This window comes from Chitinophaga varians (assembly GCF_014529945.1).
GTDB classification, from domain to species: Bacteria; Bacteroidota; Bacteroidia; order Chitinophagales; family Chitinophagaceae; genus Chitinophaga; species Chitinophaga varians.
In genome coordinates, this window is the sequence record NZ_JACVFB010000008.1 from 248,465 (window position 1) to 270,345 (window position 21,881).

Consider the following 21,881-nt stretch of genomic DNA (forward strand, 5'->3'; position numbering starts at 1 on the left):
TTGATATTGACATGAGATATGCACTAATACTGGCCTTTCTGACAGGGCTGTGCCATACGTCCGTGCAGGCACAAACAGATACTGCACACGTGCCAGCAGATACTGTACAAACGGAAGCGCCGAAAAAAACAACCTTTACCCTGGGGGCACTCTACTCCAACAATGCCAACTACTACGGGCAAACGGCCCCCGCGGCCCTACCCTACGTAGCGGCCAGCGGTGTCCTGCAGTTTCCGTTTGGCTTCTATTTCAGTGGCACCGCCTACCGCCTGCTGCACGACTCGGCCAACACGGTATCGGCCACCAGCGCCACCGCAGGGTTCAACTTCCCGATAGGAAAGAAACTGACCGCCACAGTGGCCTACAGCCATACCTTCTACCCGGCATCCTCCCAGTTCCTGCAGGCCGCCAACCCCAACAATGCGTCGGCAGAACTGAAATACCGATATTGGATGACAACCGGTATCCAGGCCGACTATGCTTTCGGGGAGCAGGAAGATATGTTCGTCACCTTAAACACGGAAAAACAAATTACCTTGGGCAGCATCGCAAAGAACAAAGACCTCATTACGCTGACACCAGCCCTGGACATCGTGGCCGGTACCCAGCGTTTTTACCAGACTTATGTTCGCGAAAAATATCTGCAGCTCAGTAAACTGGGACTGCCGCTACCGCTGCTTCCAGGCGTACCTGTTGGGCGGCAGACCGTCACCGAAGAAGCCACCCGGTTCGACTTGTTATCCTACAATCTCAAAGTACCGCTGGCTTACAATCGTGCACACTATATGGTAGAAGTGGAATACCAACTGTCGCTCCTGAGTGATAAAGCCCTCACCGGCGCCGGCGAAACCCACTCTTTTGTGAATTGCAGTTTTTACTACCAGTTCTGATATGAAGGTGTTAATCATCGAAGACGAAAGATCCATGGCCACAGAAATGGAGGCCTTCCTGAAAAAGGCATACCACTGTGACCTCGTGGCATCCGCCAGCCAGGCGGTTGCCCGGCTGGAAGACAATGCCTATGACTTTGTGTTACTGGACCTTGGCCTGCCGGACATGGACGGGCTGCAGCTACTGCAGCAAGCCCGGAAACTATGCCCGGAAGCGGCCTATATTATCCTTACCGCCCGCGGCCAACTGGAAGATCGTATCAAAGGCCTGGACCTCGGAGCAGATGACTATCTCCCAAAACCATTCTCCCTGCTGGAGCTGCAATCCCGTATGCAGGCTATCTCCCGAAGGAAGTTTGGCCTTCAGGACGTACTGATACCACTCGGCGATTTCAGTGTGGACCTGCAAAAAAGAAACGTATATTTCGAACAAACGGAGATTACCCTGTCCCGCAAAGAGTTTGATCTGCTGAGCTATATGCTGCTGCATAAAAACAGGCCGCTGTCCCGCATGCAGCTCAGCGAACATATCTGGGGCGATCTGGCAGATGATGAATATGATTCCAATTACATTGACGTCCACATCAAAAATATCCGGAGAAAATTGTCAACCTACGCCACGGTGGACTGGCTGCAGACCATCCGTCATGTAGGTTATAAAATAAAGATCTGAGCGTGAAACTTTTTACCAAACTGACACTATTTATCACACTGTCAAAAATGGCGGTAGCATTGCTGTTTGTACTATTGCTGCCGGTATTGGTAGAAGATATTGCACATCAATACAACGACTATTATCTCCGTGAACAAAAGAAAAAAGTGTTGCAGGTAATTCAGCAAAACGGCATCGATGCCTACCTACAGGGAGAAGAAACCTACGGTAGCTATACCATGCTCAAAGAAGAATACATATCGCTGGAACCAGCCGGCAACACCATCATGGCGGATACTATCGCCACCGTGCAACGACTGGTGGAAGGCGATACGCTGACCTACCGCGTACTGACCCATATCCTTCAGGCCAACCATCGCGCTTTTCTGCTGGAAGTGGGCAGGAAAACCACCACCATCAGTCAGTACAACCGTCCGCTGCAACGCATGGCCCTCTATGTGCTCGGTGGTCTCATTATCATCACTATTCTCATCGACCTTGTATTTACACGGCTGCTGCTCAAACCACTTGGCGTCATTATCCAGACACGGCTGCTGCATCGCCGCTTTCCATTCAGGGAACAGGCACCGCCCATCAGGACCTCCACGGCAGACTTTCAATACCTCGACGATTCCCTCGTGGAACTGATGAATAAAATCAACGACGCGTTTGAAAAAGAACGGGAGTTCACGTCCAACGCCTCCCATGAACTGATGACGCCTATCAGTATCCTGCAAACTAAAATGGAAAACCTGCTCGATGAAAGAGACACAGACGAAGCGCTACAGCACACGGTACAGGGCATGATGAAAACATTAAAGCGCCTGAAAAAAATTGTTCATTCCCTCCTGCTGATTTCACGCATAGAAAACGACCAGTTTCCGAAAAACGACGCCCTCTCTCCTTACCTGCTGGTCACAGAAGTCATGGAGGAATTATCTCATCGCCTGGAAGAGAAAAACCTTCGCTTTTCCATGCAACTCTCACCGCAAACGATGCTCCATCGCCTTAATCATGATCTGATCTTTCAGCTGGTATACAACCTGCTGCAGAATGCGGTCAAGTACAACCGGGAAAACGGCAGCATTACCGTGACTGACGAAATCCATCCCGATCATTACCTGCTGATCATCTCCGATACCGGTATCGGTATTTCCTCCCGGGAAGTAGATACCATCTTCCATCGCTTCCGGAAAATCCAACGAGGCACCGCAGAAGGCTACGGGCTCGGCCTCGCGATCGCCCATACTATTGCACAATACCATCACATACAGATCAGCGTGGAAACAACGATGGACCAGGGAAGTACATTTACCCTGCGCTTTCCATTGTAGCTCCGAACAACCAAGCACCTGCTGACGGCCACTACCCTATAACATCGTGGCGTTCCATAACAGGCAGATATACCCTGCGTTTTTTTTCCTGTGGTCCCAAACAACGATGAACCAGCCCAACCACCGCTATACATAACAATTATCGTCTTCCATAATCCGCAGGTAATATCTTCTTCCACAAAATATATTTTGGTTTGTAACGCAAACTATATTTATATTTGATTTAAAGTTGAGCGCCGCATGGAAACAACCGACAACAATATGGACCCCCTGCAAGGGTTGAAAATCATTACAGAAGCTATTTCCCAGACCCGGGAAAACGCAAGGGAGCACAGTTTTCTGTTTCTCCTTTGGGGTTGGCTGATAGCAGCGGGCAGTATCCTGTTTTTTGTGCTGAAGACATTTACTTCATTTAAATTATTTTTCCTCCCCTTCCCGGTGCTGGTGGCGGTAGGCATTTTCCTTTCCTTCCGGCATTATCAGTCAGGGCCCGGATCGGTGCAGACCTACCTCGGCTTTTACCTGAAGAACCTCTGGCTGGTAATGGGCGTCAGCTTTATCCTGTCGGTGCTGGTGAATGTGCTGCAACACACCCAACCCTTTACCAGCAATATGCTGATTGGTGGGGCCGGTACGTTGTTAACCGGACTGGTATTACGTTTCCGGCCATTGGTGAGTGGCGGTATATTGTTTTTTATTTTGGCGGTGGCCAGTATCTTTGTGCCGGACCAGTATGCCCCGCTGCTGCTGGGCGTAGCCGTACTGACCGGCTATCTGGCGCCGGGGTACCTGCTTAAAAAGTCAACAGTATAAACAATAGCGGATGTTCAATGATTTAGATCCTGTTTTAAATACACCAGTGAGATTGGCCATTGTGTCGGTACTGATCAAATTAAAACAGGCTGATTTTGCCCATCTGATGGAAGTCACCCATACCACGCAAGGTAACCTGAGCCATCAGATTAAAAAACTAAGTGAAGCAGCTTATATAGAAGTGATTAAGACCTATAAGGGGAACTACCCACATACCCTCTGTAAACTTACGGCTAAAGGCCGCAAAGCTTTTGAGCAGTATGTAGAAGACATCAAAAAGTACCTGCACCTGTAAGGGCAGTCAACCGGCTGGCAACCGGCTTTTTTTAGATCATTTTAGTTTGCAACACAAACTACATTAACAACAAGAAGAACATGAAACCTAAAACGATATTGATCACCGGCGGTACTTCGGGGCTGGGTGCCGCCGCCGCCCGTGCCTTCGCCGCCATGGGGGCGCGGGTAATTTTTTGTGGCAGACGCCTGGCAACAGGATTACAATTGGAAACCAGCATCCGTGCGGACGGCGGCGAAGCCACCTTCCTACAGGCAGATGTGACGAACGAGCAACAAGTGGAACAACTCGTCAACGAAACATGCAAGCTGTATGGCCCGCCGGATGCTGCTTTTAATAACGCCGGCGCCAACCTGTACACCGGTCCGCTGGAGCAGATGACCAGCCGGCAGTTTTCGGATACCATGACGCTCAACCTCACCGGCATCTTCCATGCCCTCAAATATGAGATACAGGCGATGAAGGCCACAGGAGGCAGCATCATTAACACCGCCAGTACTGCTGGCGTAAAAGGGGTAGGACAAGGCATCGCTGCTTATGTGGCAGCCAAACACGGTGTGATCGGTCTTACCAAAGCAGCAGCACTGGAGCAGGCCCGCAACGGCATCCGTGTCAATGCGCTGGTGGTGAGTGCCATCCAAACGGAACAGTGGCTGCAGAACGTGTCGTCCAAACCCGGCATGCAGGAAAAGATAGCCGCCGCCATGCCCCTGGGGATGATATCTACCGTGGAAGATATCATCCCCACCATCCTGTTCCTCGCATCTGAACAGTCCACCTATATCACCGGCGCCGCTATCGCCGTCGATGGCGGCATCACCGCCGGATAAACGCCTTAAATCATCGTTATGCATCTCGTGTCACTATGGACAGCCGCCATCACCGCCGCTGTCGTTTTCCTCGCCGGCTCCTGGGAACGTATCTTCCGCATGCCGCACTGGTTTGCCAATCCACCACAATCTTTTGAATTGATCGCATCACAAACCAAACAGTCTGCCCGTTTCTGGATACCGCTGCAATTGCTGTTCCTTGCATCTTTCATCACTGCGCTGGTCACCAACTGGTCCCATGAGCAGGTAAGGCCTTATCTGCTCATGGCGCTGGTATGTTTCCTGCTGGTGACGATTCCCACCGCGACCTATTTTGTGAAGGAAATTATTGCCTTCTCCAAAATGACCGCAGACACGCCACGTACACCGGAACTGCTGAAAAGGAGCCAGCGATGGATACGATGGACCACCTCCCGGAACATCCTCCAGTTTTTCTCCTTTATTCTGCTTGTATGGGCGTTGCTCAACCGGCACCAATAAAAAATACCATGAAAAAACTATGCTTTATCCTACTGGCAATACTTACCTTGCCGGCCATCGCCCAAACCAATAACCGTATGGATATCCAGCAAATAAGACAACAATTTGACCAACTGGGGGACATCTACCCCGCCGATGAAACGGTGAACATTGAAAGCACCGTCATCGCAGACGTGCGCTGCCACTGGTTTACACCCACCCAGGCTACCAGCGATGAAATTATCATTCTGCTTCATGGCGGGTCTTACGCACTCGGATCGTTACATTCACACAAAGCGATGACCAGCCACTTCGCCACTGCCCTACACCGGAAAATACTGCTGGTGGAATATGCCCTGGCGCCGGAACATCCGTTTCCCGCAGGCCGCAACGATGCGGAGAAAGTATATCGCTACATCGCTGCCGCCTACCCTGCCGCCAGTATCTTCCTGCTGGGAGACAGCGCAGGCGGAGGTATCCTCGTTTCCGCCATGCACCAGTTGTCTGGCACTCCCATCAAGCAACCCGCCGGTGTGGTGCTCATTTCTCCCTGGCTGGACCTCCGCTGTGAAAATGAATCGTATGAAACACGCCGCGCAGATGATCCTATCCTCAGCAAAGAAGAGATGAAACGGTTTGCAGATTATTATGCAGCCGGCAAGATTGAACCTGCCAGCGCAGGTCTGCGCACCTTCGGCACATTCCCGCCGGTGCTGATAATGACAGGCTCACGGGAAGTACTATACGACGATAGCAAACATTTCTACGAACGCATCCGGACGGTTGCTCCCTTCGCCGATATGGTCACGCTCGACGACCAGACGCATGTATGGCCATTGACAGCGATACAGTCGCCCGCCACGATCAGCACACTGGAGAAAATCAGCGCTTTCATGGACGTTCATGGATAATATTGGTTATCTTACGAGATCATCAATTTGCTTCCTTATGGAAAACCAGACAGCGCTTCTTTCTGCCTCTACCCTGGTAAAGGCGCCCATCGAAAAAATATGGGACTACTGGACAGGACCGGAACACATCATGCAATGGAACAACCCTTCCAGCGAATGGAAGACGACCTCCGTAGAAAATGATGTTCGCTCCGGTGGCAAATTCAGCTTCGTCATGGAAGCAGAAAATGGCGGTGGTTTTGCTTTTGCAGGCGCTTATGACGAAGTGATACCGCACGAAAAACTGAGCTACGTCCTATCCGACGGCAGAAGGACCATCGACCTGTTCAGCATTACGCCGGAAGGTGTGACCATCACAGAGCTGTTTGATCCGGAAAAAGGTACCCCGGAAGCAGAGCAGCAAGCCTTTTGCGCAGGCGTGCTGGAACATTTCCGCCGGTATGTCGAAAATCATTAAGTTCCACCCAACAAACCATAACGAACGGGATGGCCATATGGCCGTCCCGTTTGTTTTATATTCCCTATCTTCGCCATCATGATCTGAAATTGTGCGTTAACGACATGAAATACAACATCAAGGGTAAAACGTATACCTATATTGCTGACATCAAAGACAATAACCCCGTCAGACTTAGTTTTGATCAGCTGTCCGTCCAAACTTTCCACCTCAGCTTTGAGCCGTGGTACCAACAAGGCTATTGGGACCATTCCTGCGTACCACATGTGCTCATGGATGGTGACACCGTAGTGGCCAATGCCACCGTCAATGTGCTCCGCGTACGCTGGCAGAACGAGGAAAAGACCTGGCTGCAGCTGGGCACCGTCATGACACACCCTGACTATCGCCATCAGGGCCTTTCCCGCTGGCTGATGGACAAAATTTTTGAAGAATGGAAAGGTAAGTACGACGTCATGTTCCTTTTTGCCAATGAAAAAGTGCTGGACTTCTATCCGAAATTCGGATTTGTGCCGGCCAGCGAATACCAGTACCATACCCAGGCACTAACGCCACAATCGGCGAAAATTCGCCGGCTGGATATGGACAATATTGCCGACACCGCGTTGCTGCTCCGGAAATATGCCCGGTCCAACCGCTTTGCAGCGCTTACTGTCACAGCTCCCGCCGGCCTGCTGATGTTCTATTGCACCCAGTTTATGAAAACATGCGTATATCATCTCGAAGAAACAGATGTTGTCGCTGTAGTGGAACACGAAGACGGCGTAATGACCTGTCATGATATTTTCGGCGACACCCGGCAATCACTGCATCACATCTTATCTGTGTTGATGGAAAAAGATACCCGGCAAATAAAACTGGGCTTTACACCGAAAGATACCAGCGGCTTTACCATGTTGCCTTTGAAGACAGAAGATCTCACGCTCTTTGTACGAAAGGGCAAGCAGGATCTCTTCGCCGGCAACCAGCTGATGATACCCACGCTGGCACATACCTAATCACATATCCCAACTGAAAAAGAATCTGTTATTTATGAAAAAGTTTTTATTGTTCTTATTTGTTTGTATCTCCCATCAACTGTTTGCGCAGGAAGAGCCTAACTTCCCGGACATGCGCAGCTGGTCGCTGTACATGAATGGCACCGATACTATCGACCGGTATATTTTTGCCGACACCGCTTACATCAGGATATCTCCTGACACCAAACAAACGCCTACAGACACACTGCTGGCAGGTGACAATATCACGGTGACCGGCATGACCACCAAAAGCCTCACCATCCGTGGTATTCAGGGCCCATGGCTGAAAATCGCCTATACTAAAAACGGCGAATACCGTAAAGGCTACATCTGGCAGGGACTCGTGAGCTGTACCCCACTACGCCGCGGTGACCTGAAGTTCGTGTATGGCATAGAACGCAAAATCGACAGCATCACCCTGACAGACAACAGGAAAGATACTTTCCCATATTACAGGGTGCGCCTGAAAGTGGTGCAGAACGGAGTGTTGCTGGCAAAAACGATGCAGACCATAGGCGACAACGAAACCGCCAACTTCAGCTCCGGTAAGATCATGAGCGGTATGGGCCTCACCAACGTGCAGCATATTGTGGTACTTACCTTCACCGGAGCAGCCTGCGGCGTGCCCACAGATGATTATTATTACGCCTGGACCAAAGACGGCCAGCTGATACAGCTGCCCTCTAAAACGAATATCGGAGATGCCGGCGCCTACTATCATACGGAAGAATTCACCTTCCCCAATGAAAAGAACGGACAGCCCGACATGATCGTGTGGAACATGGAAGAAGCAGAAGCCACCGACAAAGTAGATAAAGACGGTATGAATATCCTGAAAGTAACAGACAAGAAAAGTGCACGGTATGTCTGGGATGCCGAAAACAAAAAAGTTACCGCAATAAAATAGTATTGATCATATCAGGCAGGACTTTTGCGTATCCTGCCTGATTATTGACATCCGCAATTTTTTGACCATGAGCCAGCACAAACCCGCTCCTGATTTGTATGCACCCTACGCTGTATACGACAAAGCCGTCTACTTCAGCAACATTCACCCTGTAGAATGGCGCGCCCAGCTTCAATCATCCACCGGCGGCCGGCTGTTCCACATAAAATATTATGGTGAGCTGTATCGCTGGGAAGTAAAACAGGAGCCCCGGCATATCGAACATCATGTGAAACATTATGGTAAACACTTCAATGGCCTCATCACCAACACGGACGAAGCACCGGAACTGATCTACGCCATAGACATCCACACCGGTGAAGAGATCCTGCTGTTCGACGGCTGCCGGCAAGGTCATGACAATTACTTTTGCAACGAATGGACGCCTGAGCAACGAAACAACAGGACCGCCGCGTATAACTACACCGATGCTGCCGGCAATAGTGTGTTCGAGATTGTACTACATGCTTTCTTTAACATCGATTACGAGGACGAACCAGACACCTTTCTGAATGAAGAAGGGGAACTCCGGCTGATCACCGGCGAAAAAACTGATCTTGCCCACCTGCAACGCAACGGCTTTGATGCTTTCGCTATCGACGCCTATACGCAGCAGGGTGAATTTGTATCCATCCACAGTGCCGAACTGGCCTGACACCTTAACCTGAAAAAAACAAGCTATCATGTCCGAATCAAAAATTTTCTTCGCCGAAGGAGAAAGCCCCGAAATGCTCGATGCATATACAAAAGCCCAGTCCACTTTTAAATACTTCTGGCGGGAACTTTCCTGGGAACATCGCCGCATCGTTCCTGGTCTGAACGTAGCCTGCGTAAAAGTAGCCTTCTCCCAACAGTTCCCCGGGAACGATAAACCCACCGTAGAACACATGTGGATCAACGATATCAGCTTCGATGGCGACACCATCTACGGCATCCTGATCAATGACCCGAATGAGCTGACCAATGTGAGCAATGGAGATGAAATCAGTATCCCCGTAAACCAGATCAGCGACTGGCTGTTTGCCATCAACGACCAGACCTACGGCGGATTTACCATACAGGCCATGCGCGCCGGCATGACTGAAGAAGAACGCCGGGAGCATGACGAAGCATGGGGCCTCGAGTTCGGCGACTACAACCATGTGCTCGTTGTCAACAAACAAACAGAAAGTCCGGAGAACCTCGTCGAACATCCGATGAGCAAAAACATGAAACCCGGTTTTGTGGACTTCCTGAAACAAAACCCTGATGAACTGAATGCTGCAGACGAAGCAGGATTCACCTTGCTGCATAAAGAAACCATCGCTGGTAATCTCAGCATCGTGGAAGTGCTGCTGGAACAAGGCGCCGATACAGCTAAAAAGACCGCTGGCGGCAAAACCGCGCTGGACTTCGCCAAACAGCTCAACTGGGAACACCTGGTCCCGGTGCTGGAAGGAAAATAAATACAACCAGGGCAGCAGGTTCAACTGCTGCCTTGGTTACTATACAAACAGGGATTTGTAATCTTCCACAAACTGCTCAAAACGAATGGCTGCATGGCCTGTCACTTCCGGCACCGCCGTGCTCACCACCGCCGCTTCGTTCCGGGCGTAGTGCGCGTAGTCTTCAATTAAGCCACCTACCTGCCATTCAGGGAATCCTGCGGCCCGCACCGCTCCCTCCATTTGCTCAGGGCTTACATCGATAAACCGTACCGGTTTTCCCAACACGTTGGTAAATATATCCGCCACCTGATAGTGGGTAATGGCTTCTCCACCGGTGATATCATAAATTTTATTTTCATGCCCGGCTGCTGTGAGCGCGCATGCCGCTACCGCGGCGATGTCCCGCACGTCCACGACGCTGATGCGCGCATTACCCACGGCCGCATAAAACTGTCCGTCTTTTTTGATGTAGTCTGCGAAAGCCAACAGTCCCTGCATGTATAGATTGGGCCGCAGGAAAGTGTAGGCCATGCCCAGCGCCCTGATCTTGTTTTCCACGCGGGCATGATAACGCAGAAAACGAACAGGTGATGTTTCCGCCGCTGCAAACTGCGACAATTTAACCAGGTGTTTTACTCCTGCTTGATGAGCCGCCGTGACAAAGTTCAGTTGTAATGACTCCGCCTGTTCGGATGAATTGGTGAGCAGGAAAGCCTTTTCTACGCCCTGCAAAGCTTCACTGACAGCCACACCGTCTGCCAGGTCAGCATGAATGATCTCCGCCAGCGGCAGGCTTTTCAGGTAATCGTTGTTATCCCCGTTACGGACAATTGCTTTAAAAGGTACCTGGGCAGCATCGAGTTGTTTTACCAGTTGAGTGCCTACGTTTCCGGTAGCGCCGGTAATCAGTATGGTGGCCTGTGTCATAAACTTTATTTTTTGTTTGTTTGATGACACAAAGATGGTCCACCTCCGGCGCCTGGAATTGTAAGAAAACGAAAATGCGTTCCTCAGATCGCTTGTTAACAAAAAAAAATTTGCGAAACCGAATAGTTGCACATATATTTGCAACCAAACGGTTGCTATAATAAAATTCAGCACATGAGAAGAGATATATTTCAGGCAGTAGCAGATCCCACCAGACGGGCCATCATGGTGCTTATCGCCATGCAGGCACTGACACCTAACGCAATCGCGGCGCATTTTGACACTACCCGTCAGGCGGTGTCCAAACACCTGAAAATCCTGACGGAATGTGAGCTGGTCAGCCAGGAACACAGAGGCAGGGAAATCTATTATCAATTAGAACTGAAGAAGATGAAAGAGATAGACATCTGGCTGGAACAATTCCGCAAAATGTGGGAAGACCGTTTCCATCAACTCGACAATTTATTATCCAACTTAAATAAGCAACCATGAGTATCCACCTGCAATTTGACTTCCTGGTAGACAAGGACAAAAACACGATGACCATCCGGCGGGAATTCCGGGCTAAACGCCAACTGGTATGGGACGCCTATACGAAAAGTGAACTGCTGGACCAGTGGTTTGCCCCCAAACCTTTTACCACGAAAACCAAACACATGGACTTCAGGGAAGGTGGTTACTGGCTGTATGCCATGGTAGACCCTGAAGGCAAAGAATACTGGGGACGTACAGACTACCAGAAAATCAATCCGATTGATCACTATTCTGCCCTGGACGCCTTCTGTGACGATAACGGCGACATCAACCCCGAGCTGCCCCGCGCTAACTGGGACGTTAGTTTCCAGGACAAAGGCGAAAATGCCCTGGTAGAAACGATCGTTACCTACAAATCACTCACCGATCTCGAAACCGTGATTAAGATGGGTATGGAAGAAGGAATGAAATTAACGCTCGAAAAACTGGACGAACTGCTGCAGCAAATCCAGGGCTAAAGCCCTGGGCTATACTTATTCATTACTTAAAAACCGATAGCATATGACCAAACTTATCGTACACACCGTTGTAGCTTCAGACGCGCAAAAAGCCTGGGATTGCTACACACAGCCGGAACACATCACCAAATGGAATTTTGCATCTGACGACTGGCATTGCCCCAGCGCCAGCAACGACCTACGGGTGGGCGGCAAATACAATGCACGCATGGAAGCCAAAGACGGCAGCTGGGGATTTGATTTTGAAGCCATCTATAGCAACATCGACAGCGGAAAAAGCTTCACCTACGTGATGGGTGATGGCCGCGCGGCGGATGTTGTGTTTGAAGGCCAGGGCAACAATACAGCCATTACCGTTACCTTCGATGCGGAAGACCAGAACCCCGCAGAGATGCAGAAAGCCGGCTGGCAAGCTATTCTGGACAACTACAAAAAATATACGGAAGCTAATTAACGGTTGTCATTCTTTTACCACGGACTTTCCTCTCCCCCCAGGTCATTGCTGAAATATTTACCGGTAGGACCATCAACATCGAGTGTAGCAAAGCGAACTAATATTGCCGCGGCGTCTTCCACGGTACCGGTACCGCTGTGGTCATTAAAATCCGTAGCGGTATACCCCGGGTCCACCACATTCACTTTGAAGGTGGTATCGCGCAGTTCATAGGCCAGTGCGAGCGTCCAGGCATTCAGCGCTGTTTTAGACGGGCCATAAGCAGCGCCTTTGATAGGATAGTATACCCATGACGGGTCACTGTGCAACGTGAGCGAAGCAAGACCGGAAGTTACATTCACAATCCTGGGATGGGGGGCTTGTCGCAGCAGGTCCAGAAATGCCTGCGTAACGTCAATTACACCGAAAAAATTGGTTTCAAAGACATGTCGTATAGTCGATGTAGATACTGATGCCGGGGTCTGCGGAAATTCTCCCCTGATGCCTGCATTGTTGATCAGCACATCGAGTTTGTCTGTGGTACGCCCTACCAGTTCACGTGCCGCGTGGATGGAATGGATATCCGTTACATCCAGCGCTACAACGGCGGTATTTTCCGATCCGAGCTGCGCGGCAGCTTCCTCTCCTCTCGCCATATCGCGGCTGCCGATATATACGAAATACCCTGCGTCCAGCAGTTGTCTGGCGGTTTCAAAGCCGATGCTTTTATTAGCTCCTGTAATGAGTGCTGTTTTCATAGATGATTGATTTATCTGTTACGGCACAAAATTACCGGTATGCCTGTCTCCGCAACAGCACACTTTGCGGGATCAATGGTACATTTTCCGGGTAGCCGTCCGGAAGGCCAACGGCGTCTGCTGACAGCCGCGTTTAAAGAAACGGTTAAAATAAGAGGCATCTTCAAATCCCAGCGCAAACGCGATCTCTTTGATTGACTGATCGGTATGGAAAAGCATGCGCCGGGCTTCCAGCAACACGCGGGCGTGGATGTGTTCAATAGCCGACTTGCCGCTCTGCTCCCGGACAACATCCCCCAGATGGCCGGCGGTAATATTAAGTAAACCCGCATAAGCCGCCACCTCATGATATCGTGTATAATTTGATGCCACCAGCCCCAGAAATTTGTTCAACAACTGACGACCTGGTTGTTTTTCATGGGCGGTAAACTGTTGGGTATATAAACGGCTAAGATAAATCAGCAGCACATGCAGGTATGCCTGTAACATCGTGTTATGCCAGTCCGGCCGCTGCTCATATTCATCGGCCATACGCAGCATAATGTCCCGGATATACGTTACCTCTCCTGCTTCCAGTACCAGCTCATGGCCATTGTCGGGGTTCTGCATCAGCGGCAGCTGCCTGATCTGCTGGTTGGCGGCAGCATCCAGGAACGCTTCAGTGAAATAAAGCACCATGCCCTTCATAGGCTCCGGCTCTTCTTTCACATGCACCTGATGCGGCGCCGTAAAATAAAACGTGTCCGGTTTCAGCGTATAAGGACGCATATCTACCCAATGGCGACTGCTCCCCTGCTCCACCAACACCAGCATATAAAAATCTTTGCGGTGCGGCGACAGCAGAATGGAGGGCATCTCCCGGTCATCGGTGCCTATGCGGCGGACGTCAAAAAGATTGTTCCGTCCACCGGATTGTTCCAGGGAGTATTTGGGAATGGAGATCGTGGAAGCTCCTGTAATCATACCCTAAATGTAAGCGAACTATAGTCATTTAGGGATTTTTTGATGTACGATTTTTTGATGTCCTGAATCAAAAGAGCGAATAAAGGCGAAGACCGAAGCAAATGATGTACTCGCTTCGGTCTTCGCCTTTATCAATCTATGCAATCAAAAATCGTACATCAAAAAATCCCTAAATAACGACGGTATCGTTCCAACGCTTCCATAAAATAATAATCGGCGTACACCAGCGGCACATCGATCTCATTATTATGCGGGATGCTGCCTACGCTATGCATGAGGATAAAATTACCATTAGCTCCCTCCGGCGCCCGGTAAGCGGGGCTGCCCAATACATGCAGCATGTCAATGGCTGCCTGACGGTATTTTGCGCCTTTGGCCGCATCTACATAACCACTGAGTTCAAACAATGCAGAAGCTACAATGGCAGCAGCAGACACGTCGCGGTATTTTGTTTTCACCTGAAGGGCATTGGACCGCACACCAGGCGTATAGCCTTTTTCCTGCGCGTTAAAATCCCAGTAGGGCACTTTGTCTTTCGGCAGATTTTTGCTGTTAAGATACCAGTCGGCCATCCCCGCGGCGGTTTTCAGGAAACGGGCATCTTTTGTTTCCCGGTAGATCATGGTAAAACCATAGATACCCCATGCCTGACCACGCGCCCAGGTGGAGTTGTCCGCGTATCCCTGTGCGGTTTCCCGGGCCAGCACTTTGCCATTAGTGGTATCATAACATACCACGTGATAGGAGCTATAGTCAGGGCGTATCTGATTACGCATGGCGGTTTCTGCGTGGCTGACAGCGATGTGCCGGAAGCTGGTGTCGCCGGTTGCTTTGGAAGCAAAGAACAGCAGTTCCAGGTTCATCAGGTTATCGATGATCACCGGGTAGCGGTACAACTGCTCCCCATGCCAGGATTTAAAGGCATTCCACGACTTAATGCTTTTGGTGACCGGGTTGTAGCGGGTACTCAGCGAGCGGGCGCCCTGCACCAGGATGTCGCGGTAGGCGTTGTTACCGGTCAACCGGTAGGCGTTGCCATAGCTGCAATACATCATAAAGCCCAGGTCATGGTGCTGCGTAAAATGTTGCAGCGGCTCCAGCTTTTCCGTCCAGCGAACAGCCTGCTGCTGCATGGCCGGGTCTTTAGTCAGCTCATACGCATACCAGAGCGAGCCGGCGAAAAAGCCGGGTGTCCAGTCATACATAGACGTGGTGGTCATCTTCCCCGCTTTATCGGTCGTCCGGGGAAAAGCCAGGCTATCGCGGGTGGCCGTTTCTTGCAGCATATGTGTCAACTGCTGCTGCGCAAAGCCGGTATTGCTGCTGATAAAATCCTTTTCTGTCAAAGTGGTGTAAGCCGTCAGTCCTGCGGCTACCACGAAACAAAGCAATGGTTTCATAATCTTTATGGTGTCACTTTAATGATAAATTCACGGATAGTACTTTTTTCTTCGTCCAGCGTATGGTTGTAAGCGATGAAAGTCGCCCTGTATACCCCGGTGGCCGGATATACATAAACATATTCCGTTTTGTCTGGTTCGTTGATGCTTTTCACGCCTGTACTTACATCGGGCGCAATGCGGCCTACGTATAGTGGCCTGGTGATAATCCAGCTGATATTGGTAGCGGCGGTCTCATTGCCGCCGGTGATTTTAAGATCGGTGGCAGAGGGCGTCCAGCGGCTATTCGCAGGATTCCATACGTTGCCGTATCGTGTCCAGTAAGCTACGTCCGCAGCTACGGAGCTGATGGAAATAGTCCGGTCCGGCAATACATTGTTCACCGCGAAATCCGTGATGGTCCATGTACGTTGGGTCGTTCCCGTTACACCACTATATTTAAACGCAATAAACAACGAATCATGGGCATTTGCGGCCAGATCTGTCAGATCGGCCGTCCCGAAGGCCACTACCGTAGCATTGGTGGCCAGTTTGCCGCGGGAACTGATATCTTTCCAGGCAGCATTCACCACCGACGCAGAATCAAAGCCAGGGAGTTTATTGGTGGCCAGTACCTGCAGGGTATTGGTCTGTGCGCCAAACTCTGATTTGGAAGAAAAGCTCAGCGTCAGTTTGCCAAGTTGATAGGTCATAGCACGGCTATCGTACCGCTTGCCGGCTTCGCCGGAATAAAAAGCGATGTTGCCTACAGATCCGCTGAACTTAAACCGGGTGGAATCTCCGAGCCGGTACACAAAAGTATCGGCTATCTGGTGAGCAGGGTCCGGGGAGACATTGAAGTCTGGTCTGTCTACCTGCATTTTTTTAGAGCAGGCGGCAGCTACCAATGCGAAGAGTATGAGGAGTGATTTTTTCATGTGTCCTGTTTTTTGAATTACCAGCCTTCGTTCTGTACCAGTAAACGGTTAAGGTTAAGTTCATACGTCGGTTTGGGCAGCAGCACATGGCGCTGACTTACGTTACGGATGCCTTGCAGTCCGTTAGGATTGCCGGTGGCCGTTACGCCGGCGCCGTTGCTGGTGGCCCATGCAGCGAATTCCTGCATGTCTGCCACAAAATGTCCCCAGCGTATCAGGTCAGCCTTGCGCACCGCTTCAAAACACAGCTCCCGCATTCTCTCATCGCGGATAGCCAGTTGGAACGCTTCTTTACTAAGCCCCGGCGTGAGATCGGATTCGGTGCCGGTGGTAATAGTAGCCGTAGCCGTGGCCGCAGCGCCGGCATAGGTAAACACCGCGCCCGTCACCGCAGCGCCGGAGGCGCCGCTGGTATGTGTAGGAGCCGTATTGGTAGAAGTACCGGCCGTTGTCACGGTATACAGGTTAGCGCCGTTGGTGATCTGCATGCCTGCGGTATAACTCACTCCCGGCGTCCAGAACGTACCCACTACCACCACCGGTGCGGAACTGTAATAAGAACCCGGCGTCAGCGCACCGGGGCTGCTCAGATAAATACCGGTCACTTTACCGCTGGTCAGGACCGCGTTGGCGGTAGCGCCGTTACCGCCGCCACCGGTGATAGTGATAGCTGGCGCAGTAGTATACCCCGTACCGGGATTCACGATGGTCACGGATTTCACCACGTTGCCATTCAGCATGCCAAAGCCTCTTTTACGCACCTGGTTAATGTACGTATAGGCGTTAGCGGGACCATTCACGTAGTTCTCCGCTTCGGCACGCATCAGCAACACATCAGAATAGCGCATCATCGGCCAGTTGATATTATACGTACCCCCGGTACCGTTAGTATTTCGGATGGCCTGCGGCACATATTCCCTTCTGAACTTACCGGCGCACATCTGCCAGATATTAGGACGGGCGGCCTTTACACGGGGATTGGTACCATTGTAGATATAATTGGCGCAGTTCCAGTCACGGCGGATATCCAGCGAAGCTTTATTAGGCGTAGCGGTGCTGTTGGGATCTACGTCATAAGCGTCAAACAGTTTTTTAGTCACCCATACCCAGGCTGCTGCATTATAGGAACTGGTATCCAGCGCTGTCAGCGCCGACTGTATACCTACAAAGTTGCCAATATCATTCCCCGATTTATTGACCACACCGGCGGCAGCGCCGAGCGACCCCAGTTCCCAGATATTCTCTTTTACGTCATACAGATCTTTGGCTAAATTGATAAATACCTGCCGGTAATCGGGGTTCAATGCATGAAGGCCGGAATTGATCACTTTATCGGTGTAGGTAATGACATCCTGGTATTTCGTGGTATTATTCTGCGGATAGCCGGCCCAATAGATGTACACCCTTGCCAGCATGGCCTGCACAGCGGTCAGCGTCACTACGTCATTAAATTTCGCCTGTATGACGGTATAGTCTTTCAACAGCGCTTCTGCTTCTTTCATATCTTTTTCTACCTGCGCATATACCTCGCCCTGCCTGGCCGGCGCAATGTTCACTTCGTTGATAGCGAGCGGGCGCAACACCAGCGGCACATCCCCATAGTTGCTGGTAAGAATAAAGTAGAAAAAACCTCTGAGAAACAGTGCCTGTCCTTTGAGGATATTCCGCTTGCCCTGGTCCATCACCGGCTTGTCGATGTTCTGCAACAACACATTGATATTGTTGATACCGATGTAGGCAAACTTCCAGATATTGGCCACATGCACCAAGGATGCGTCGTAGTTGTAACGCAGGCCACGGGCATCACCATCGGCGGTACGGTTGGCCATCACCTCGTCGGTGGTGGACACGAAGTTGAAACCCATCACCTGCGCATACAGTTCCGGACGCATCAGGTCACTGTATACACCGTTCAGCGCCTGTTGCAGCTGTGCTTCGGTCTGATAGTAGTTATCAGGCGTATAAAAATCCGTCGGTTTGGTATCGAGGAATTTATTGCAGGAGGTAAGTCCCGCTATAGCGATACATGCGATAATGCAAATACGTTTCATGTTCATCATTTTAGAAGGTTACGTTTAAGCCGGTCACATAAGACAGTGAGTGCGGATAGGCGGCGTAATCGAAGCCGGGCGTGAGGTTGCCGGGCCTGGCGCTTACTTCCGGGTCCATGCCGGAGTATTTGGTCCAGGTGTAGATGTTTTGTGCAGAACCATAGACACGCACGTTTTTGATTTTAGCACGTTTCAGCCAGGCGCCGGGGAAATTATACCCGAGTGATACCGTCCGCAGTTTCAGATAAGAACCATCCTCCACCACGCGGGAAGAGTAGGCTGCGTTGCCCATACCTCCGGCACGGAACAAGGTATTGCTGGGGTTAGTGGGCGTCCAGCGGTCGGCGTAGGTGGCGAACTGGTTCAGGTTGGGATTGTTCACGATGCCGCCTTCAAACACGTAACGGTTGGCGTTGATGATGTCATTACCATAAGACCATTGCAACAAGATGTTCAGATCGAAATTGCGATAACGGAAATCGTTGCTGAAGCCGCCGGTATGTTTCGGTAAACCACTGCCGATGATGGTGTAGTCCTGGTTGTTCACCTGCAGGTCACCGTTGAGGTCTTTGTACTTAATATCACCCGGACGGATAGCATTCCGCGCGGCGCCATTGGTAGGCACGTCCGGCTTCAACAGATAAGTACCGTTGGGCATCGCATCAAAATCGGAATACTGGTACACGCCGTCGAACACAAGGCCGTACATTTCTCCCAACGGCCTTCCGATCACGGAGATATAGGGAAACAGTCCGGAATAAGTGGTATTGAAGAAAGTACCGGAACCGGAAAGAATGGACTGCTGCCCTTCTGCCAGTGATAATATTTTGTTTTGATTGAAGCTGATGTTAAAATTGCTGTTCCAGGTGAAATCTTTTTTATCGACCACCGTACCGGCCACCGTGATCTCGAGGCCTCTGTTCTGCAACTTGCCCACATTTTTAAAACCCTGTGCGCTTTCGATACCGTGTGCATAAGGCAGCGCGGCATACAGCAGCAGATCTTTGGTAGTACGTTGATAAACGTCCAGTGTCAGGCTAAGCCTGTTTTTCAGGAAGGCCAGGTCGAGGCCGATATTGGTTTGTTCGTTGGTTTCCCAGCGCAAATTGGGATTGCCGGAAGAAACCATCACCGCGCCGATGCCTAATGGACCGTTGCCGGAAGAGTACCAATATTGATTATTGGTGAGCGACAACTGCGACAGATAGGCGAAATCATCTACGCGGTTGTTACCGGAAGCACCATAACCCAACCTGATTTTAGCATCGGAAACAAAACGAAGGCCCTTCATAAATTCTTCGCTGCTGAAGCGCCATGCGGCAGACATCGCAGGGAAATAGCCCCATCTGTTGCCGGGCGCGAATTTGGAAGAACCATCTGCACGGATAGAAGCGGCGAAGAGATATTTGGAATTGTAATCATAGTTCACCCGCAGCGCTCCGGAAGCCATGCTCCAGCGGGAGCTCTGCGATATCAGCGACGTATTGGCCGGTGCGGCCAGGTCCAGCGCGTCCATGCCGAGATCTTCGTTGGGCACCTGATTGGCGGCAAACCTGCGACGGGAGCTCTTGTTGCCCTGCGCTTCAAATACGCCCAACACGGTCAGGTTATGCACTTTGTTCCAGCGTTTGCGATAAGTCAACGCATTTTCGGAACGCCATAAGGAGGTAGGCTTATATTCTACGCTACCATTTACACCATTGGAGTTCCACTTGCTGCCGGCCTGTGTTTTGGAGTTGTTGAAGATGTCAATGCCGGTATTCACCGTGTTAATACCACCGGCAATACGCAACGTAAGGTCTTTGGTGATAGCATATTCCGCGTATGCATTCGCGATAAGATTATTGACACGCGTTACGGTATACTGGTTTTGTATGTTCTGTAATGGGTTCACCCGGTAATCCTGGTTATTGGCGATCTCATTTCCCGGATCATAAAACTCGTCGATCAGGTTAGCCGCACTGTCTCTCCCCGAAATACTATTGGTAGGCCGGAAACCCCATACGGAATACAGCGTGGTGGCGGAAGCGTAGAAGTTAGTAGCAGAAACAGGGATACCGAAACTTTCGTTGTAAGCGTAGTTGGCGTTGATGCCCACTTTCAGCTTGCTGCTCACGGTCTGGTCCAGCGAGAAACGGCCCTGATAACGTTTAAACCCACTGTTGATAATGATGCCTTTCTGATTGTTGAAGTTGCCCGATACAGAATAACGGGTTTTATCATTACCACCCCGAACGGCAATATCGTGGTTCTGGTTCTGCCCTACCCGATAAATATAATCCTGCATGTCGATGGCTTCCTTGTTGCGATAGTCGTCCAGTTTCACGCCGCCGGCGAGATAAATGGAATCATACATCGAAGGATTGATATCGCCTACATACCGCACAAATTCATAGGCATTCAGCAGCGGTATTTTCTTCGGGATCTGCTGCCAGCCATAGTATCCGTTATAGGTGACCTGCGGTGCGCCTGATTTACCTTTTTTGGTGGTGATCAGGATAACGCCGTTGGAACCGCGGGCGCCATAAATAGCCGTGGCAGAAGCATCTTTTAATACGTCGATGGATTCGATATCAGCAGGACTGATCGCATTGGCGTTGGAGCTTTCCGTAGGGAAACCATCGATCACGTACAGCGGAGAGTTATCTTGTGTGATAGAACCCGCACCACGGATCACGATGTTGGCGATAGAGCCAGGCTGCCCGTCGTTGCTGGCTACCGCCACACCGGCCACACGACCGGCCAGCGCTTCATCGAACGACTTCACCGGCGCTTTCTCAAACTCCTTCATGTTTACACTGCCCACAGAACCGGTCAGGTCTTTACGCTGTACGGAGGCATATCCTACCACCACCACATCGTTGAGCGTACCTACACGGTCTTTCAGTTGTACCTGGTACTCCGTGCGGTTATCTACCGGCAGCTCTGTTTTTTCATATCCGATAAAAGTAAATACCAGGGTGGAACCCGGTGCGGTGGTAATCACAAAACGACCGGCATCATTGGTACTGGTGCCCGTTTTATCATTTTTCACCATGACCGTTACCCCTACCAACGGATTACCGTCTTTGTCCTTTACGATACCGGACACGGTCTTCTTTTGTTGGGCAAAAAGGGACAGCGGCACGATCAATACCCACATGATCCCCACTAGAAAACAACTGAAGGCGAAGCGGGACATTCTTCCCTTACAGGATGATTGGCATCTCATATTCATAAGAGTGGAATTGAAAGGAATTCTGGTTGATGTACAAATATGTTGTAACGCGGTCAGACTGCAGGGGGACAATCCTAAATGAATGGGGTGAATTTTATAAACCCTCCCTCAATCTATTGATTATCAGAAGACTAAAAAGGTCTCTGCGGATAAAAAAATCCCAACGGGCGAATACAATGCTTATATTAGA

23 protein-coding genes are annotated in these 21,881 nt (G+C 50.6%); 16 read left to right on the top strand and 7 right to left on the bottom strand.

The genetic code is table 11. The features are described 5' to 3' along the window. Positions 1 to 11: 11 nt before the first annotated feature. The 13 genes from ICL55_RS32120 (at position 12) to ICL55_RS32180 (ending at position 10,051) form a co-directional block, all read left to right on the top strand. The gene (locus ICL55_RS32120; protein ID WP_188105552.1) at positions 12 to 890 is read left to right on the top strand and encodes a hypothetical protein; all 879 of its coding nucleotides are present in this window, start codon (positions 12 to 14) and stop codon (positions 888 to 890) included. Between the two features lies 1 nt (position 891). Beyond that, on the top strand, positions 892 to 1,563 hold the full coding sequence (locus ICL55_RS32125) for a response regulator transcription factor (RefSeq protein ID WP_188105554.1): 672 nt from the start codon (positions 892 to 894) through the stop codon (positions 1,561 to 1,563). A 2-nt stretch (positions 1,564 to 1,565) separates the two neighbouring features. After that, positions 1,566 to 2,876: an ATP-binding protein gene (locus ICL55_RS35615; protein ID WP_188105556.1), complete on the top strand. Its 1,311-nt coding sequence runs from the start codon at positions 1,566 to 1,568 to the stop codon at positions 2,874 to 2,876. 240 nt (positions 2,877 to 3,116) lie between these two features. Beyond that, positions 3,117 to 3,689, top strand: coding sequence for a hypothetical protein (locus tag ICL55_RS32135; protein WP_188105558.1), 573 nt, complete (start codon positions 3,117 to 3,119; stop codon positions 3,687 to 3,689). A gap of 10 nt (positions 3,690 to 3,699) precedes the next feature. Then, a complete protein-coding gene (locus ICL55_RS32140) occupies positions 3,700 to 3,984 on the top strand; it encodes a winged helix-turn-helix domain-containing protein (RefSeq protein ID WP_188105561.1) in 285 nt (94 codons plus the stop codon). An 80-nt stretch (positions 3,985 to 4,064) separates the two neighbouring features. After that, complete coding sequence (locus ICL55_RS32145) at positions 4,065 to 4,814, top strand: SDR family NAD(P)-dependent oxidoreductase (RefSeq protein WP_188105563.1); 750 nt, start codon at positions 4,065 to 4,067, stop codon at positions 4,812 to 4,814. An 18-nt stretch (positions 4,815 to 4,832) separates the two neighbouring features. Beyond that, entirely contained in the window at positions 4,833 to 5,294 is a 462-nt protein-coding gene (locus tag ICL55_RS32150; protein ID WP_188105565.1) for a DUF1772 domain-containing protein, read from the top strand. An 8-nt stretch (positions 5,295 to 5,302) separates the two neighbouring features. Then, entirely contained in the window at positions 5,303 to 6,184 is an 882-nt protein-coding gene (locus ICL55_RS32155) for an alpha/beta hydrolase fold domain-containing protein (RefSeq protein WP_188105567.1), read from the top strand. Between the two features lie 37 nt (positions 6,185 to 6,221). Beyond that, entirely contained in the window at positions 6,222 to 6,641 is a 420-nt protein-coding gene (locus ICL55_RS32160; protein ID WP_188105570.1) for an SRPBCC domain-containing protein, read from the top strand. 104 nt (positions 6,642 to 6,745) lie between these two features. After that, on the top strand, positions 6,746 to 7,639 hold the full coding sequence (locus tag ICL55_RS32165; RefSeq protein ID WP_188105572.1) for a GNAT family N-acetyltransferase: 894 nt from the start codon (positions 6,746 to 6,748) through the stop codon (positions 7,637 to 7,639). Positions 7,640 to 7,673: 34 nt separating this feature from the next. After that, entirely contained in the window at positions 7,674 to 8,567 is an 894-nt protein-coding gene (locus tag ICL55_RS32170) for an SH3 domain-containing protein (protein ID WP_188105574.1), read from the top strand. A 67-nt stretch (positions 8,568 to 8,634) separates the two neighbouring features. Next, positions 8,635 to 9,261: a hypothetical protein gene (locus ICL55_RS32175; protein ID WP_188105576.1), complete on the top strand. Its 627-nt coding sequence runs from the start codon at positions 8,635 to 8,637 to the stop codon at positions 9,259 to 9,261. A 28-nt stretch (positions 9,262 to 9,289) separates the two neighbouring features. Further along, positions 9,290 to 10,051 carry a DUF2314 domain-containing protein gene (locus ICL55_RS32180; protein WP_188105578.1) on the top strand — a complete coding sequence of 254 codons (762 nt, stop codon included), beginning with the start codon at positions 9,290 to 9,292 and terminating at the stop codon, positions 10,049 to 10,051. A gap of 39 nt (positions 10,052 to 10,090) precedes the next feature. Here ICL55_RS32180 and ICL55_RS32185 read toward each other — a convergent pair whose 3' ends face one another. Further along, positions 10,091 to 10,960: an SDR family oxidoreductase gene (locus tag ICL55_RS32185; protein ID WP_188105579.1), complete on the bottom strand. Its 870-nt coding sequence runs from the start codon at positions 10,958 to 10,960 to the stop codon at positions 10,091 to 10,093. A 174-nt stretch (positions 10,961 to 11,134) separates the two neighbouring features. Here ICL55_RS32185 and ICL55_RS32190 point away from each other — a divergent pair, with 174 nt between their 5' ends. Genes ICL55_RS32190 through ICL55_RS32200 form a run of 3 tightly spaced genes read left to right on the top strand, consistent with a single transcriptional unit; the run spans position 11,135 to position 12,406 of the window. Next, entirely contained in the window at positions 11,135 to 11,452 is a 318-nt protein-coding gene (locus tag ICL55_RS32190) for an ArsR/SmtB family transcription factor (RefSeq protein WP_188105581.1), read from the top strand. Further along, on the top strand, positions 11,449 to 11,952 hold the full coding sequence (locus tag ICL55_RS32195) for an SRPBCC family protein (RefSeq protein ID WP_188105583.1): 504 nt from the start codon (positions 11,449 to 11,451) through the stop codon (positions 11,950 to 11,952). The genes ICL55_RS32190 and ICL55_RS32195 overlap by 4 nt, the downstream gene beginning before the upstream one ends. Before the next feature lie 43 nt (positions 11,953 to 11,995). Further along, a complete protein-coding gene (locus tag ICL55_RS32200; RefSeq protein ID WP_188105586.1) occupies positions 11,996 to 12,406 on the top strand; it encodes an SRPBCC family protein in 411 nt (136 codons plus the stop codon). A gap of 14 nt (positions 12,407 to 12,420) precedes the next feature. Here the strand turns inward: ICL55_RS32200 and ICL55_RS32205 are convergent, their stop codons facing one another. The 6 genes from ICL55_RS32205 to ICL55_RS32230 form a co-directional block, all read right to left on the bottom strand. Continuing rightward, complete coding sequence (locus ICL55_RS32205) at positions 12,421 to 13,143, bottom strand: SDR family oxidoreductase (protein ID WP_188105588.1); 723 nt, start codon at positions 13,141 to 13,143, stop codon at positions 12,421 to 12,423. Positions 13,144 to 13,215: 72 nt separating this feature from the next. Then, a complete protein-coding gene (locus ICL55_RS32210; RefSeq protein ID WP_188105591.1) occupies positions 13,216 to 14,106 on the bottom strand; it encodes an AraC family transcriptional regulator in 891 nt (296 codons plus the stop codon). A 158-nt stretch (positions 14,107 to 14,264) separates the two neighbouring features. Next, positions 14,265 to 15,506 carry a glycoside hydrolase family 88 protein gene (locus tag ICL55_RS32215; RefSeq protein WP_188105593.1) on the bottom strand — a complete coding sequence of 414 codons (1,242 nt, stop codon included), beginning with the start codon at positions 15,504 to 15,506 and terminating at the stop codon, positions 14,265 to 14,267. 5 nt (positions 15,507 to 15,511) lie between these two features. Then, positions 15,512 to 16,423, bottom strand: coding sequence for a DUF5017 domain-containing protein (locus ICL55_RS32220; RefSeq protein WP_188105596.1), 912 nt, complete (start codon positions 16,421 to 16,423; stop codon positions 15,512 to 15,514). A gap of 17 nt (positions 16,424 to 16,440) precedes the next feature. Beyond that, positions 16,441 to 18,474 (bottom strand): RagB/SusD family nutrient uptake outer membrane protein, encoded by a 2,034-nt coding sequence (locus ICL55_RS32225; protein WP_188105598.1) that lies wholly within the window; start codon positions 18,472 to 18,474, stop codon positions 16,441 to 16,443. Positions 18,475 to 18,484: 10 nt separating this feature from the next. Further along, on the bottom strand, positions 18,485 to 21,691 hold the full coding sequence (locus ICL55_RS32230) for a SusC/RagA family TonB-linked outer membrane protein (RefSeq protein ID WP_246496769.1): 3,207 nt from the start codon (positions 21,689 to 21,691) through the stop codon (positions 18,485 to 18,487). Positions 21,692 to 21,881: the final 190 nt, after the last annotated feature.